Annotated in this window: 11 protein-coding genes and 1 pseudogene; 6 read left to right on the top strand and 6 right to left on the bottom strand. The window is 37.1% G+C overall.

Annotation, left to right across the window (positions count from 1 at the left end):
* Nucleotides 1-48: 48 nt before the first annotated feature.
* A complete protein-coding gene (locus ACFING_RS02605) occupies nucleotides 49-1,611 on the top strand; it encodes a M48 family metalloprotease (RefSeq protein WP_375629680.1) in 1,563 nt (520 codons plus the stop codon).
* A 325-nt stretch (nucleotides 1,612-1,936) separates the two neighbouring features.
* Here the strand turns inward: ACFING_RS02605 and ACFING_RS02600 are convergent, their stop codons facing one another.
* Nucleotides 1,937-2,848: an RNA polymerase factor sigma-32 gene (locus ACFING_RS02600; protein ID WP_375629677.1), complete on the bottom strand. Its 912-nt coding sequence runs from the start codon at nucleotides 2,846-2,848 to the stop codon at nucleotides 1,937-1,939.
* A 577-nt stretch (nucleotides 2,849-3,425) separates the two neighbouring features.
* Between ACFING_RS02600 and ACFING_RS02595 the strand changes: the two genes are divergently transcribed.
* From ACFING_RS02595 to ACFING_RS02580, 4 genes are all read left to right on the top strand, one after another.
* A complete protein-coding gene (locus ACFING_RS02595; protein ID WP_375629674.1) occupies nucleotides 3,426-5,006 on the top strand; it encodes a hypothetical protein in 1,581 nt (526 codons plus the stop codon).
* 21 nt (nucleotides 5,007-5,027) lie between these two features.
* Nucleotides 5,028-5,369, top strand: a complete 342-nt coding sequence (fdxA, locus tag ACFING_RS02590) for a ferredoxin FdxA (RefSeq protein WP_015856977.1) — start codon at nucleotides 5,028-5,030, stop codon at nucleotides 5,367-5,369.
* Nucleotides 5,370-5,672: 303 nt separating this feature from the next.
* Nucleotides 5,673-6,257 carry a CarD family transcriptional regulator gene (locus ACFING_RS02585; protein ID WP_273790499.1) on the top strand — a complete coding sequence of 195 codons (585 nt, stop codon included), beginning with the start codon at nucleotides 5,673-5,675 and terminating at the stop codon, nucleotides 6,255-6,257.
* Between the two features lie 386 nt (nucleotides 6,258-6,643).
* Nucleotides 6,644-6,832 carry a hypothetical protein gene (locus ACFING_RS02580; protein WP_375629671.1) on the top strand — a complete coding sequence of 63 codons (189 nt, stop codon included), beginning with the start codon at nucleotides 6,644-6,646 and terminating at the stop codon, nucleotides 6,830-6,832.
* Nucleotides 6,833-7,163: 331 nt separating this feature from the next.
* On the opposite strand, the pseudogene ACFING_RS02575 reads toward ACFING_RS02580, so the two are convergent.
* Together ACFING_RS02575 and rpmF are read right to left on the bottom strand one after the other, a co-directional pair.
* Nucleotides 7,164-7,913: pseudogene (locus ACFING_RS02575) on the bottom strand (tyrosine-type recombinase/integrase); the annotation flags it as partial.
* 1,599 nt (nucleotides 7,914-9,512) lie between these two features.
* Nucleotides 9,513-9,692: a 50S ribosomal protein L32 gene (gene rpmF / locus ACFING_RS02570; RefSeq protein WP_005774555.1), complete on the bottom strand. Its 180-nt coding sequence runs from the start codon at nucleotides 9,690-9,692 to the stop codon at nucleotides 9,513-9,515.
* A gap of 425 nt (nucleotides 9,693-10,117) precedes the next feature.
* On the opposite strand from rpmF, the gene ACFING_RS02565 reads away from it, so the two are divergent.
* Nucleotides 10,118-11,020, top strand: a complete 903-nt coding sequence (locus ACFING_RS02565) for a polyprenyl synthetase family protein (protein ID WP_375629668.1) — start codon at nucleotides 10,118-10,120, stop codon at nucleotides 11,018-11,020.
* A 1,726-nt stretch (nucleotides 11,021-12,746) separates the two neighbouring features.
* On the opposite strand, the gene ACFING_RS02560 is transcribed toward ACFING_RS02565, so the two are convergent.
* The 3 genes from ACFING_RS02560 to ispG all read right to left on the bottom strand — a co-directional run bounded on the left by ACFING_RS02560 (nucleotide 12,747) and on the right by ispG (nucleotide 17,041).
* Entirely contained in the window at nucleotides 12,747-13,268 is a 522-nt protein-coding gene (locus ACFING_RS02560) for a hypothetical protein (protein WP_375629665.1), read from the bottom strand.
* A gap of 879 nt (nucleotides 13,269-14,147) precedes the next feature.
* Nucleotides 14,148-15,299, bottom strand: coding sequence for an MFS transporter (locus tag ACFING_RS02555; RefSeq protein WP_375629662.1), 1,152 nt, complete (start codon nucleotides 15,297-15,299; stop codon nucleotides 14,148-14,150).
* Nucleotides 15,300-15,799: 500 nt separating this feature from the next.
* A complete protein-coding gene (gene ispG / locus ACFING_RS02550; protein WP_375629659.1) occupies nucleotides 15,800-17,041 on the bottom strand; it encodes a flavodoxin-dependent (E)-4-hydroxy-3-methylbut-2-enyl-diphosphate synthase in 1,242 nt (413 codons plus the stop codon).
* Nucleotides 17,042-17,614 lie beyond the last annotated feature (573 nt).

The raw sequence follows: 17,614 nt of genomic DNA, 5'->3' as shown, positions 1-17,614 counted from the left end.
CTTATTCTTAATGCCTTTCTTAAAGAAACATACGATACAAAGATACACATGCAATTTGCCAAATTACTCCGCAGAAATAATGTGCACCATGGTCCAACGCACCCCATTTTTCACCGCAATTTTCTTTTTCGCTCTTGCCTGTATAAAGCCACTCTCATAAGTCTAACGTTTCTCCTTTCGGCTTGTCATACACCACTTTCTCAAAATGATAGGCTTTCTTCCACTTCTTCTAAAACGATCAAACGTACCAACAACCACAATATCTATGTCACATTAAGCGCTCTGCAACACCCACGTATTTTGCAAATGTATGGTGGCGCTTATCATGATGCAAAACTTGAACACCTTTTAGCAAAGATTGTCTGTAAACTGGCAGTTGCATCCCATAGTTCTCATCAAAGCTATTCTGTAACAATTTTAAACTCAGAAACTATCAACGCTTTTGCGCTCCCCAACGGCTCGATCTACATCACTCGTGGTATGCTGGCATTAGCCAATGATTCTTCAGAAGTTGCAGCCATTTTAGCCCATGAGATAGCACATATCAGAGCCAATCATGGCATTTTACGCCTGCAAAAAGAAGCCCAATTAAAGATGACCAATCACATGTCTTCACGTCTTCTTTCTTCTATTGGCAAAAAACTTCATAACCCTATGCAAAACAAGCAACAACTCGCGCAATTTTCCCGCAATCAAGAGCTGGAAGCTGATTCCCTTGCGCTCGAAATGCTCCAACAAGCAGGATATGATCCTTTTGCTTCACCGCGCTTTCTTCAAACAATGGAAGCCTATAGTGCTTTTCGTAATATTTCTGGCACCCAAAATGCCTCTCTAGATTTTTTAGCCTCCCACCCAACTACCCCTCAACGCATTCGGCTTGCGATAGAAAAAGCGCGTAAAATCAGTAAAGGGAATAGTAAAATATCCGATCATGGTTCTTTTCTCAAAAGCATTGATGGCATAATTTTTGGAGGAGGCTTTTATACAGGTTTTGTACGAGGCAACCAATTTATTCACCCACAATTGCGCATAGCTTTTTCTGTTCCAAACAATTTTACAATAGAACATTCAGCACACACTGTTTGGGCCAGTGGACCAGATAAAATTGCGATTCGTTTTGATGCTATTCCACATCCTGCTGAAATATCTGCGAGTGATTATTTGAAAAGCGGCTGGATTATCGGTCTAGACCAATCATCTATCCGCCCCATCACAATTCAAGGACTTACAAGTCAAGGTTTTCAAAGCCAAAGTTTACTTGGAGCGCGGGCCCATGCTACCAATGATCAATGGCAATTTGATGTGGTTGTCATTCCATTCAACAACCACATCTTTCGTTTTTTGACGGCCGCTCCACATAATTCTCGAAATTTTGCAGAGGTTGCCCAAAAAACGCTACAAAGCTTTCATTCTCTTTCATCTTCACAGTTAAAAAAATTGCAGCCCTTAAAAATCCGTGTTGTCCGTGTTAAACAAGGAGAAACCGTTGCCAATCTTGCAGATAAAATGCAATACACACCCTATAAAGAAAAACTCTTTCGCATCCTCAACGCCCTCTCACCAGCGCAAACTTTACCTGCAGGTACAAAAGTGAAAATTATTACAGAATAAGCCTTTCTTCTCATCCGTTACAGTTTTGATTCTTTTACAGTTTTGATTCTTTTCTGTCTGTATCACGCCCTCCGCCTTAAAGCATATTCGAAAATAAAGAGGAACACTTTAAAATCCAACTTCATCATGCCTTTATAGGCCTCCGTGTGATACATATTTCCTCCAACTAACTGTGCCCCCTATCTTCCTCTGTTTATCAGTAGCGCCCCCAAGGAGGCATATTCCTAAACAAATATGAACACCCCCTAAAACTGACTTTATCATATTCTCATATGCCCCCACTTAATACATTCTCTTTCCTCCCCCCCCCAAAGCCTTTCACTGCTTATATATCGTAAGCATCTTCTGAATGAACCGTAAGGAGAGCAGAACGCAATTTTTGCAAAGCCCTAGCTTCAATTTGACGCACGCGCTCTTTCGAGATTCCTAACTTTTCACCCAAAACTTCAAGAGTCGCCCCCTCTTCATTTAAGCGACGAAAGCGAATAATTTCCAACTCCCGTTCGTTGAGAATTTGCAACGCATCGTAAAGCCATTGTGTACGCCGTTGACCATCAATGACTTGCTCAATTAAAGCATCAGGAAGAGGACTATCATCCACCAAAATATCCATCTTAGCAATGGGATTATCACTGTTCTCAGAAACAGAAACACTCAAGGAATTATCAGAACTGGAAAAACGAAAATCCATCGTTTCAACATCGCGCACGGAAACACCGAGTTTTTCAGCGATTGTGCGAAAAATATCCTGTTTTGACAAAGCACTATCATCTTGTATCAGTTTTGCACGCAAACGCCGAAGATTAAAGAAAAGTGCTTTTTGCGAAGAACTCGTTCCCCCTCGAACGATTGACCAATTTCGCAAAATATAATCTTGAATAGAAGCGCGTATCCACCACGTTGCATATGTTGAAAAACGCACTTCCCGATCAGGTTCAAAACGTGCAGCTGCTTCCAATAGTCCCACATACCCTTCTTGTACCAAATCCCCCAATGGCATTTTGAAACGTTTAAAGCGATTAGCAATAGCAATCACTAAACGCATATGAGCCGCTGCAATTTGATGCATGGCATCATCATCACGTTTGTCTTTCCACCGCAGAGCCAAATCATGCTCTTTTTGTCGTTCAAGATAAGGTGCTTGCATAGCAGAACGCATCATATTACGTCCTAAGCTTTTGTCTGCATCGCTATAATTTTTGCTGCTTTTATAAACAGCATTTGAAAGATTACCCATAATAACCCCTTGCGATTAAAATTATCAAAATTGATTTGGCAACGACATCATTGTTCTTCGCTTAAAAAGAACGCAAAAGTTGTTAACTTCTGTGACCACTACTTTAACGTGTAATTTTATAATCGCAATTGTTTTTTTTTACTGTCATGGTAAAACTTCTTGTCATAAGACACAATTTCACCTGCAAAATGCCTTTACAATATGCCTTTTAGCCTATGAAATATTTGAAAAAACTTTCTCTTCACTTTTCATGACAAAACAGCAAAAAAATAAAGTGATCATGCAAAAGAAATGCCGTTTTTTGATAACCGGTTCCGTTTCCTTTTAAATTGAAGAATTTATTTATGCTTTTAGCTTTACAATACAACTAATAAGTGTAATTTGCAAATATAAAGCATCCAAACTGAATGAAAACTGAATGAAAAAAGAATCATTCAAGTTTTAAAGGCGCAAAGAAACAGCAAAAAATGACAAGAGTGATTGAAGCAAACGCAACAAACGTGTTAAAGAAAGAGCACCATTATGAAATTGTCGCAAAAAGCTTTTGACCAGTGTCACACTGAGAAAGAAAATGATCATGGATAGCAAGATTGTTCAACAGAATGAGATTCTTCAAGATGATATTCTCATTGAAAAACACGGAAGGGGTAAATTTGAAGGTTTTCGTTTTTATGCCAACAAAAACAGTACCGATCAAATAGCTGAGAAGCAAATTTCAACAGAGAATGAGAGTTTGATTCTTGCTTTTTCCAAACGCGCGACACGTTTTTGTGCTTCTGCAAATGGAGATTTTACCCTCAGTTCTGATGGAATTGTGCGCTGGATTGGTCAACCCGTAGGACAACTTGTAGCAACAGAAGATTTTTTCAAACCAAAACTGATTGTTTTAGCAGATGAACAACTCACGGGAGAATCCCGCAATAACGTTGTGAAACGATTAGAACGCTTTGTCACCTTTCATTTTGAAACGACTTTAAAACCCCTGTTTGATTTGCGCAATGCTGATAATTTAACGGATTCAACAAACAGTCTTGCTTTACAACTTTTTAACTCTTTAGGGATTTTACCACGCCGCGAAGTCTTAGACATTGTCAAAAACCTTGCGCAAGAATCACGTGCCGTTCTTCGGCGTCTAGGCGTGCGTTTTGGCGCTTTTCATATCTATGTTGCCGGAATGCTTAAACCTGCTCCGGTTCAAGCCATTACTCTCCTGTGGAATCTTCAAAATGCGGGACAAGATCAAACTGGTTTGGGTGAAGTTTTTTCAGCATTATCTGCTGGTCGAACCTCTTTAATTGTTGACCCTACCTATAACCGCCAATTTTATCAATTAGCCGGCTACCGAATCTTAGGACAACGTGCTGTACGGATTGATATTTTAGAACGTCTTGCCAATCTCATCCGTCCCGCACTTCATTGGAAACAAGGAAGTGATCCCAGACCCGATGGAGCCTATGATGGCAAAAGTTTTTTTGTTACACCAGCCATGATGTCCATTCTTGGGGCCAACGGAAACGATATGGAAGAAATCCTCAAAGGACTTGGTTATCAATCGTACAGCATAAGCAATACTGTTTTTGAACAAAATCTCTTTGCACACCAAGCCTCTTCCCCTGTCAATAGGGCAATGCAAGATGTTCCTGCAGCAGAATGCGTTGGAAGTCAATGGCAAACAATAAGCGATTTAGAAACAACACGAGAAGAAAAAAATATCTCATACCCAAACACTGCATCCTCTGGTATTGAAAAACATCTCCATAAAACCAATCGTTTACCAGCAGCTGAACCTGTTGGGAATTTTGCCAAATCCCCGCGCTCTACAGAAGAAGATAAAGTTATTTTGTTATGGCATTATAAGCATCAATTTCCCCACCATGCACAAAAAAAACGTGATAAATTAGGAAATAAGTGGCAAAATAAATCGAAGAACGCTGTAAAAAAAGCGGAATACAAAAATGAAAATTCCCCTCAAGAAGCACCATCACAAGCAAAACGCTCTCATAAGTTCCACAAATCCCAAGGAAAACATGCAAATCATAAGCCCTTTCAAAAAGAAAAGCGCCTTAATCCTGATTCACCTTTTGCGAAACTAGCTGTACTACGCGATCAACTCACCAATCATAAAAACACGCACACACTTTCCTCTAAAGAGAATTAAAGTAACAAATGGAGTTTGATCTTGACCCACGTAGTAACCGACAACTGCATTCACTGCAAATATACGGATTGCGTTGAAGTCTGCCCAGTTGATTGTTTTTATGAAGGGGAAAATATGCTTGTTATTCACCCCGATGAATGCATCGATTGTGGTGTTTGCGTGCCAGAGTGCCCAGCAGAAGCGATTTTACCTGATACAGAACCAGGATTAGAAAAGTGGTTAGAACTCAATCTTCATTATGCAAACAAATGGCCTAATCTAACCACCAAAAAAGATCCTCTTCCTCAAGCAAAAGAAATGGATGGTGTTCCAAATAAATTAGAAAAGTATTTTTCAGAAAATCCAGGAAGTGGCGAAGAGTAATGATAAAGTGTACACTCTCCTCCTTCAACGATTGAAAGACTTCTCTTGTAAAAATAAAAAATCCTTAAGCGAAATGATTGATTCTTTTAAATTTTGATGTTAGTGTTATTTTAACATGATCATCTTTCTAAGTATTTTTCTTTGCTTGTTATAGTAAAGCGGTGTATTTTTTTTTGATTTAAAAGTACTCGGCTTTTATGCTCACTTAATTGGTACAATATACTTGGTTAAAGAAAACTCAACCCTCAGGTTTATAACCTGTTTTCCGATACATTTGTTGATCATAAGGGAGTAAACTAAAATATGGCATCCCAACATGGAACGTCTTCCAAGACCAAAGAATTTGCAACCTCTGAATATATCGTCTACCCTACGCATGGAGTAGGACAAATTATAGCGATTGAAGATCAAGAAGTTGCAGGACATAAATTAAAACTTTTTGTCATTCATTTCGCGAAAGATAAGATGGATGTCAAAGTCCCCATTGCAAAAGCCCTTTCCGTTGGAATGCGTAAATTATCTGCTAGTGATTCTGTCGAACGTGCCTTAAAAGTTTTACGCGGAAAAGCACGCGTTAAACGGACCATGTGGTCACGTCGTGCACAAGAATATGATGCTAAAATCAACTCAGGAGATCTTATTTGTATCGCTGAAGTGGTCCGTGATCTTTTCCGCTCTAATCTACAACCTGAACAATCTTACTCTGAGCGCCAACTTTATACAGCTGCTCTTGAAAGAATGGCCCGCGAAATTGCGGTTATTAATAGTCTTTCTGAAACAGAAGCTATCAATCTCATAGAGATGCATCTCTCCAACAAGCCGGAACGCGAGTTTAAAACTGAGAGAGAAGAAACAGATGAAAACAGTAAAGCTGTCTACGCTGCATAATACACTCTTTCATCATAATGATGATATTTCGATAAAACCAGCGAAAAGCTGGTTTTATTTTTTAACATCCTCTCTGCCCTTAAGGACAAAGTTTCTTAACCAGCGCCAATCTATAAACAATCTAACTTTTCGACAAATTCCTCTTCCTCATTTTCTTTCTTCATAGATAATAAACTGATTAATCATCATAATCTAGCATTATTCATTATTAAATTAGAATCTTGAATATGGTAAGATTTCTCATTTCAAATTTCTCTCATGTTGAAGCAATCAAATCACTTGCTTGTCAATCACAAGTGGAGTTGATCTGTGGGTAAAAACTGTACAAAAAGAGCGAGACACTGTCTCAAACACCAAAGGATATACCAACATTGGAATCTGGCAAGATGTGTAAGGGCGGGGCTTGCTTTTTTATTAAGCGTAAAGATCATAGTGCCGTTTATACACTACACCGAAACTTTACCATTGACCCCCTTCTACAAAACCATTGTAACATTCAAAAACGCCGTCATAAAATGAATGCCACAAATATTGAAAAATATTCCTTTAAAAAAATGCGTGACAGTACAACATAAGATATTTTGTCTTGGGCGCTCTATTTTGCATGAGAAGCATTCCCCCCATTAAAGAACGCGATAAAAAAAGCATGAACTAAAACCATCATCTCCATTCTGTAAAAGGCATTCCAAATACTTTTGAAAGCTGTAAAACTAACTTAAAAAATAACAATAAAAATGAACGTTAGCATTGCCCCTTTCAATTTCATATTTTTCCCAAATGAGGTTTCTTATTTCAGAGATTACGAGATATACGCAATATTCTTATTCCAATCGAACACAAAAAATCTAGAACGATTCATAGAACTCTTAAAAGTCTCAATCTCTATTTTAAACAGACCGCTAAAGATTGGATATTCTCAGCAGGAATTGTCCAGTTATCATCTTCAATCTGATCTTCACGAATATGACGCAAAGGATTAGTACGAACGCCTATCAGGACAAGCAAACGCAAAGCCAGTTATGTTATGTTTTACAGAGTAACTGATAAAAGGCAGTGACTTCTTTCCAATCCATGGCTAGTCTATTAATAGTTTTATGACGTTGCTTACCTTAAGAGCGCGCGTGCTTTTATCGTTGCTTGTAAATCAACATCCACACCCAATGCAACCGCATGTTTGAGACAAAGATTAAGACGCTTCAGTGCTTTATCTGCTGTTGCAGCTTTTGTATGCCAAATAGAGGCAAGGGTATTGCGTATCTCTGTTTGCGTAATCTCTGAAACAGGCAGACAGCCTAATTTGGGGAAAATATAAAGGTGTAAGGGTGAAAACCAATCACAAGCCTCACCATCATTTTTTAATTCAGCTTTACGGCTTTCAAAAGCATCCAACACGATATCTTTTAAATAATGGAGATTGCGCATTGCCTCACGCTTTTGTTTCTCACGTTCTTTAATGGGATCACGCCCCTCACGTAAAACAGCCCACCATCCAGTTGCCAATTCACGGGCTTGTTTTAAAAAAACATCTCGCAAGGCACCCAAGCCCATTTCACGGCGCCGACCATGAATGGTATAACGATAAAGCCATTGAGCACCACCATCTTTACGTTTATGAAGAAGCAAGCCGGCACCATCATTATATTTGCTAGCCCCCAATGTTGCGACAACCCTTGGCTCTTAAGACTCTTCATAAGAACCATTTTTAGTTCTTTCTTATACAAATTTTATCCACACACTCATCCCACTTGTGACGTGCAAACGAGTGGTTTTGATTGATTCTAGATAGAGAGATTTGAAATGAGTGAATCTTACGTTATTCGGGGTTCTAATTCAATAGAAAAAAGTGAATTATATATATAAATCAATATGTTGTCTAATTATGAACAGATAACAAAAAATCATAAACTTAGGTAAGCAACACCATAAAATCATTCATAAACAAGCTATGAACTGGAGAGTCGTACCGGCTTTGATAAAATACTTTGCTCACCCCCACACATAACATATTTGGTTTTAAGTTTACTTATTTTTACAAGCTGTTCGCAACAAATCCCTTATATTCACAAAAATAAGAAAAATATATAGACAATTCTTAGTTCAAAAACATGAAAATACAGCGTGATATTCATAGAAAAGTCTCATGTACCTTTATCATAAAAAGCACTAAAGGTTATTGAATGTGTACACCTTCTGTCTTGTAACGGTTTTCTCTTTTCTGCTCATAAGAAAGCACGCTGGCATCAGCATACACTTAACCCCAATGTTACAACAATTCTTACATTTGAAAATATGCATTATAAACATTTTTCCTTTTTTATAGAGTTTTCACCCACATGCCAGCCCCACTTGTGACCGAAAAGCAAGTGATTGTCATTGATTCAACATGGGGGAAAATTTGAAATGAGAAAATCCTATGATAGACCTTCCATTCAAGGTGCAAAACAACAAATGATCTTTATAAATCAATGTGATGTCGATCTCTATTTTTTTAAGGAGAATCACATGTCACAATATAAGCCTATAGACAAACCATTGCCTTAAATATTCTCATAAAAAACACCGGTATGCTTAAAGCCTTACATGGATCAACCGCCTTAAACGACGATATTTTACGGTCTAATAGGATTCTCTCTACAGTCAATAAAGATTAAGTGCGATACAAAATGATTTTATTACTGAGCTAACTTATATCAATACCCAAGCTCTTAACGAAGTCATCATAAAAGACACTGATACAAGCAATCCCTTATAGCCTCTCAAGAAAACAAGAAAATCATCTCCCACAATAGAATCATTTCTCTACAGCAAAACTTTATCCCACACATGTTCTCAAGAAAAAGTGAAAAACGCATCTTACCCAATGCATTCACTAATGAAATAAAAGAAGTTCACCACTGGAAAAGAAAGAAAACGCTAAAGTTTTATAACCTCTAAAACGGAACATCCACGATACATTCCCTGTTCCACATCGATAGAAGACGATGCAAGGGAACCTCAACATTCATCTTAAAGCGAAAATGCACGCCCCAAGCGTGCATTGATCGATGAAATAAAAGAAGTTGACCTCTGGAAAAGAAAGAAAACGCTAAAGTTTTAACCACTAAAACGGAACATCCACGATACATTCCCTATTCCACATCGATAGAAGACGACGCAAGGGAGCCTCAACATTCATCTTAAAGCGAAAATGCACGCCCCAAGCGTGCATTGATCGATGAAATAAAAAAGTTGACCTCTGGAAAAGAAAGAAAACGCTCAGTCTTTAACTACTAAAACGGAACGCCCACGATACATTCCCGTTTTCAAATCAATGTGATGAGGACGACGTAATTCACCAGAATTTTTATCTTCGATATAAGTCGGCGCCTTCAGAGCATCAGCCGAACGGCGCATGCCCCTCTTCGCTGGAGAGGTTTTTCGTTTAGGTACAGCCATAAAAAGACACTCCAAATCCATTAAAACAGAAAAAGCAATGTCAAAAATGACAATGCTTCATTTAAAAACACCATAAAATTTGAAGATATTATACACTGATAAAAAAGAAGAGGCAATGTCAAAATGATCCCCCTCTTACTAAAAATGACCTTCTTATTATCAAAAATGGTGTCACAATAATCAAATGAATATCAAAAACACTGCAAAATTTGAGAATTTTATACACCAATGAAAGCTTTTTTATAAGCCCTTCATTCAATTTTTATTTGGTTTAAAAAGGGATTTGCGCATACAGTAGAGATACGGATAAAAAGAGAAGTTGATTTTTAATAAAAAACGACGCCAATTTATGAAAACAAGAAAAAGCGACAACCTTTCTCTTTAAACTTCATAATTTCATTTTTGTAAAAACAAAGGAAGCAAGAATGCACGAATTTACCACCCTTCTTGCAAAACATGGACATACCGTTGAAAAGCGGCTTGATACCCTGTTAAGTGATCAAATCCAAAATGGTGAAATTTCACGCCCTAAAAATTTAATCAAAGCCATGCGCTATGGTGTGCTGAACGGTGGAAAACGCTTGCGTCCTTTTCTTGTAATTCAAAGTGCTACACTTTTTGACGTCCCTGTAGAACATTCTCTTGATGTTGCATGTGCCTTAGAATGTGTCCATTGTTATTCGCTCATTCATGATGATCTTCCCGCTATGGATAACGATACACTCCGGCGTGGAAAACCCACCGTCCATATAGCATTTGATGAAGCAACAGCAATTCTAGCAGGCAATGCCCTCTTAACATTTGCCTTTGAAATCATTGCCCATAAAGCTAGTAATCTATCTACAGATATTAGAATCAAGCTGATCACATCTCTTGCACAATCGGCAGGACTTGGCGGTATGTTAGGTGGACAAATGCTGGACCTTGAAGCTGAAAAAAGACCGCAAGAAAGTACTGACATCATCACTCTACAACACATGAAAACAGCAGCCCTGATAAGCTTTGCTTGCCAAGCAGGTGCCATCATTGGCAATGCATCTAAAGAATTAACTGAAAAACTTACTGATTTTGGGACCTATCTTGGTTTAGCCTTTCAATTAACCGATGACCTTCTTGATGTCACCGCCAACACGCAAACCCTAGGAAAAACGGCTGGGAAAGATGAAACGGCACAAAAAGCCACTTTTGTTCATCTTTACGGCATTAAAGAAACCCAAAAAAAGCGAGATACACTCATCAGTAAAGCAGAAGCATTCTTACATCCTTTTGGCGCTAAAGCACTCCCCCTCCAACAAGCAGCACACTTTAGTGCAATACGCCAAAATTAAACTTCATCCACCCTATTGTACATAGTGTACACCGTCATATTTATTGAATGCATAATAGACTTTTCCAAGAAACATTACCATTAATCTCCATTATAGTCCTTATCATGAAATGGGTGCGACAAATCTTAAGAGGAATTTCATTAAAACAAGCCGCGTAAATTTATAACACAAATGCATTCTAGGTATCCTATTTTGCATGAAAAATGCCTTCCATTAAAGACTAAAAGAAACAAAATGTAAAACAATGCGTAATCACCATGTTTTAAAAGATATTACAGTGGATGCTTTAAAGCCGAATAAAAAACAACCGGAAAGAGGAAAACTCGTTTTCTCCTTTATGTCTTTAATCTTCTAACGATAAGGCAAAAATAAACAGAATAAGTATACAACAAGGCATTTTATAAACCCGCAAAAAACAATAAAAATGCCGATTGGCTTTGTAGCCTTATCAAAGTCATCTGTTGTTTATTGCCAACCCTAGGAGTACACTGCCCTCAGTAAAGAGTCGTAATTTTTATGCCTTTCCACGCTATCTTGTTGTAAAAGATCAAATATGGTTACATTCTGTAAATTCAGTCGTGTATTGCTTGCTCTCTAAAAACACTTTTACAAAAGTTCTCGTTGTTTAGTTTAAGCATCATTTTTTTGAAGCTCGTATTTAAAATATCAGAAAAAAATGAACATAATGGCTATTTTGATTTTTATGCCACCCTCAAAGAACAAAGTCTTTTAATACAATCTGCTCTGTAAACAGTCTAGTTTCCTAGCGAGTAAGTTCCTCTAGCTTTCCACGCATGCGATTCACTTAAACTAAAGACTCGATAAACAGACTTAAGAATATTCACCATGCACTTCTTAAAATACTTAATGTATCAAACAGGCTACCTTCACCACCCCTCAAATGACAGTATGTTACGGCATAACAGGATAAATAAAGCCATTAATTTCAATAGAACGAAAGACCAAAAAATATTATTACCGATCTCTCTTTTCTTAGCAAGAAATATATAATACATTGATTTATAATGATAATTTGCATTTTTTCAACTTGAATAAGAACCCTGAATACCGTAAGATTCTCTCATTTCAAATCTGTGTATGTTAAATCAATCAAAATCATTTGCTTGCACGTCACAAGCGGGAAAAGCCGTGTGGGGCAAAACATCAAAGAAAAAACTAAAAAAATGCCTCTTATGAACCGTCTTAAAAGCCAAGGGCTATCCGCAACATTAGGGGCGAGAAAAGTGAATGATTGTGTCGGCATGCTCCTTCAAAAGCAGAAACATTTTTATTTACAAAATTGTGTAATAACTTCAATTTAATAATAATCTTGATCACTGTACAACTTTAATTCATCACGCTCTTTATCTCGTTTATTCAATTCATCACATAAAAAGAGAATTGATAAGCTTAAACAGAGAATGATCATTGCAACAGAAAGATAAAAAAAGTCCTTATTATTATATATAATAGCGCAATCTAATTTGTGATAAGTAGTTTTTTCAATCCAAGTGCAAATTTCCTCCTTTAAGTGCAATTTTCTTATTAAGATGAAAAGCATCATTGTAAGTGAACCTATGCCTGTTGTAAAAGCTGGAAAATATGTCCACCTTTTGAAGCCATAATAAAAAAACATGCAACATGGCCAAGAAAATGCCGCGATTATCAAGAGTATTATAGCCATTTAATATCCTTCGAGAGAATTTTTCTCATTATCCATTCAATGTCATTTGTAAATTCTTCTTGGTTTCATCATGTCATATATCGTGTTTAGCTCTATGCAAAAACGCGCTATTTGTTTAGTGTTGTCACCATGACCAGCTCTCATACTAGACACAAGGTCAATAATTTGTGTTGTTGGGCTGATGCCATTTCCGCTGGAAGAATTAAGAAATTTTTTCGCGTAATCAATCATGGGGTCGGTAGCATTCATAGACATATTATATGCCCAAATAAAATCGCTTTCTCTCCAGTTATAGTCATTACGCAAACTGCTTATGACATTGAGTAACATATCTGCTGATATCCATTCATTATAATCACCGCGTAATAAATTAACGAAGCGTCCACATAAAACAATCAGTATGTGACGATGCCGTATAATGTCAAACTTTGGTACGATATTCTGATAGCCATGGCTGTATACAAATTTTTTTGCTTGTTCATGCTTTTGAAAATGTTCAAAAGCGCCGTAATTTTCACTGATATATTTTTCGTAAAGTCTATCGTACTGTTCTAGACTATCCACGCGCGTACATCCCAACAACACAGATACAAAAAAAGAGTTATCAATGTTACAACACGCGTTATGGATAACGATTTCATCGCTTTACCTTTTAATGACCATAATTTGTACGGCTTAACAGATTCCTATCAAATATATCAATATATGCTGTTTTCTTGTGGCTTATTTGTAGCAAATTGTACTCAACAATATTTCTGTACTTGGTTTTATTCCCTCTCAAAGAGGGGAGATATCATTCAAAGTTTCCATAGATAAGTTTATTATCTGGATCAGAAATTTTCTAACATCAGAAAATACAGAGCTAACGCCACAATCAAAGAGAAAATACTCAAAAACGAGAATGAACAACGTAAAAAAATTATCTCAACAAGATGATTGATATTTTAAAGGAGGCAATGGTAAAATCCGCTAAATATACCAACAATAAAATAGATCATCAAAATATCAAAATCGATCATACGGGAATTCTTATGAGGACAGGCTATAAATTGTCCGACTGCTTAAATTAGCTCTAATGAGATAAAGGGTTACCAGCAAGGAACCAATGAAAATGGGGAAAACTGCTTCATCACCATTCCTTAATAAGCATATAATCTGGCACAATCATTTTCTTTATCAGCGTCCAATCTTATCAGCAACTCTTTGTGCAATATTCATGAGCAGCATTTTTATTTCCTTTTTAACGATTATTATGCCAAGCCCACTTATAATGTACAAGCAGATGACTTTGATTACTTCAACATACATAGATTTTAAATAAGAATAACTGAGACTATTCAGCTTTCTCATTCAACATGCAAAAACAACGATGCGCCTTAATAAATAAAAGCCTTGCCCCACTATGAAACCCTATAAAATACGTATCGTAATAAGTTAATATTTTCACTGAACTTTTTTGAGAGTTCCTTCTAAAAAAAATACTGCTAACAAGTAAATCAATAAATAAATAGCAAAAATATAAACGAGTGAGAAAAAGCCAAATATATTGACCATATACGCACTCATGTAAAAAAATACCAATAAGCTAAATCTCCCAACAGTTGACAAGAAAGATTCATATGTAGCCCTGAAATAATCACTAATACTATCATGCAAAACAACTTCTACACGAAGATATGTATACTTAATGAGATAAAAAATCATACAGACTAAAATGACAGCCATTTCTTTTCTTGGTTCAAAGAAAGCAACGGTAAAAATCAGTGAAGCCGAAAGAAACAACAGTAAAATAAAATTCACTCTTTCACTTAGTTTTGTAAAGAGAAGACTAGCCAAGAGCTGAGAGAACAATATAAGTGAAAATGTCACACCAAGATCAAAATAAGTGACATTAATATTATGATCTTTAAATATCCACTGCCAATACTGCGAGAATATATTGAAAAAGATCAATGAAAAATAAAAGCATAAAGAGATATAAGGAACTTTAATAAAAATAGACAACATCTCCTTAGCTTCACAAATGAGAGAATTCACTTTATTTGGTTTTTTCTCCCCCTTCAAGTCATCAAGAAAAAACAAACCAAATAGTGTCGTCATCAACATTAAAAACGCCGCGATATACCATATATATTGGCTAGAATAATCAGCAAAATATGCCCCGATTAAACTGAATATAAACATGCCGATGTAATTATATTGAGAGCTGGAACCAAGCACTTTTTTAGTAGATGTCAATTTTTCTTTTGCATATTGAACAAGTAAAGCATTATAGGCTCCAGCAATTAATGTCAGCGATAAGGCATTAAAAGTTTCTGCCAAAAGAAAACCATAAAAGCTTGTAGAAAATCCCATGAGAAAGAGCCATGTGGCAGCAAAAGCCGCTGCCAAAACGATCGATATTTTGTAACTTTTTCGATCAGCAAAATATCCCAGAGGAATATCGGTAACCATCATAATAAAAGCCTGAAACGACTTAATGACACCAATATCAATAAGCGTTAAGCCTTTTTCAAGCATATAAAAGACAATAAAGGCGCCAGTTAAAATCCTTATACCATTAAATAAAAAGCCAAACGCTAATATACTTGTCATGCACTCCCCCAATAACGCCAAAAAAGGCACCCGTATACATCATTTTATATCCATATAAAAGCTTACATTTTACGACAAATAGGACTATAATCGCTATAAGGATTTCCAATCCTATCAATTTGATACCCCAAAAAATGCTGGGAAAATGCCTGAAAAATCAATAAACAATGTTCTTTCTATAATTTGATATTTGAAGAATCCGTTAAATATTTTACTGTCTCAAGAGCAGCCAAAAACCAGCAACAACATTTACGGATCCATTTAAAGTATTCATATCGTTTTGCTTAATAGTCTTAACACACTCAAACTCATTAATATCCTTCATAAGCTTCTGATTCTAAAACAGGCATATCATCTGGTTTTACCTAAAATAATAAGCAACCAACAACAGTATTGACCATAGCTAAAGCAGCATACAACAGCACCCTCTTCACATTGAAGACAGCTTGTTTAAAAAAAACGACACACCCTTTTTACTTCAACCTTATGCGATTTTTACCTCAACCTTGCCCAAAGCGTGTATGAATATAATCACTCAAAAGCGCTTCAAATTCTTCAGCAATGTGATCACCCCGCAAAGTTTTTACCTTTTGTCCCTCAATAAAAACAGGTGCCGCTGGACTTTCCCCCACTCCAGGCAAAGAGATTCCAATATCCGCATGTTTTGACTCCCCCGGTCCATTGACGATACATCCCATCACAGCCACCTTCAAACTTTCAACGCCAGGGTATTTTTCACGCCAAACAGGCATATTTTTGTATAAATCTGCTTCAATTTTTTGCGCCAATTGTTGAAAGACCGTAGAAGTTGTGCGCCCACAACCAGGACAAGCCGCAACAACAGGCAAAAATTGGCGAAACCCCATCACTTGCAAAAGTTCTTGCCCCACCTTTACTTCTCGTGTCCGATCACCACCAGGTTTTGGTGTTAAGGAAATTCGTATCGTATCGCCAATCCCTTGCTGTAATAAAATACCCAAAGCCACCGAAGAAGCAACAATGCCCTTTGTTCCCATCCCAGCTTCCGTTAATCCCAAATGAAGAGCATAATCACAACGCGCCGCCAAGGTGGTATAGACAGCAATAAGATCTTGGACATCACTCACTTTAGCAGAAAGAATAATTTTATCACGCCCCAATCCTAACTCTTCTGCTAAAGCAGCCGAAAGCAAAGCCGACTGAACAACAGTTTCCCGCATCACTTCAGCCACAGATAAGGGTTTTTCTTGCTGTGCATTTTCATCCATAAGCCGTGTTAACAACGCATTATCAAGAGAACCCCAATTCACGCCAATGCGAATAGGTTTATGATACCGACAAGCAATCTCTATAATTTCTGCAAATTGACGATCTTTTTTTGCGCCAAAACCAACATTTCCAGGATTGATGCGATATTTTGCAAGCGCCTCAGCACACGCAGGATGCTCAGATAAAAGCTTATGACCAATATAATGAAAATCCCCAACCAATGGTACAAAAAATCCTAACCTCTCCAATCGCTCCCGTATTTTTGGTACAGCCGCCGCCGCTTCATCGCGATCAACAGTAATTCGAACCAATTGTGAACCAGCTTGCCAAAGAGCAGCTACTTGAGAAACAGTTGCATCAACATCAGCGGTATCTGTATTAGTCATTGACTGTACAACTATCGGGCTCTGCCCCCCAATAATCACATCACCAACAGCAACACCAACAGATCGACGACGCTCAAGTGGTTTAGATAAAAAATAAGTCGTACTCATCAAGTCCTCAAATTTTTAAAACCTGCGCTATCAATCATTATTTACATTGACTTCCTCCGCGCTTCAAAGGACGAAAATTACACCGCCCACCAATCTTAACAGATTGCTCTCAAAAGGTTCTACCTACTAACACTGATGCAATACAATTCATAGGTAGATTCATTCTATAGACGCACCGGATAAGTTCTACTACTTCTGTTCAAGTTTATACTTCTACACTTGGTTGCTTCAAAAAGAAACTGAAACAAAACAGAGACAATACTGTATTTTTAAGTTGCATGCCGATACCTTAATCAACGTCACCACAAAACAATGTTTTACAACACAACAGATAACGCCTATCAAAGCGCAATTTTTAAAAATGCATGAAAGACATCGCCAAATTAATCCAACATATTGATTTATAATAATCTATTTTTTACAAATTTGAATAGCAACCCCAAATATCGTAAGATTTCCTCATTTTAAATCTTCTTAATTGAATCAATCAATACCACTCCCTACAGCCACAAGAGAATAGATAGATAAAAACTCCTTATAAACTATTTCAAGTGCCAAAAGCTATCCCAACAC

Origin of the sequence: Bartonella sp. AP150HLJHH (assembly GCF_042196385.1) — a bacterium.
Lineage (GTDB): Bacteria > Pseudomonadota > Alphaproteobacteria > Rhizobiales > Rhizobiaceae > Bartonella.
This window is presented reverse-complemented; position numbering and strand designations above follow the sequence as displayed.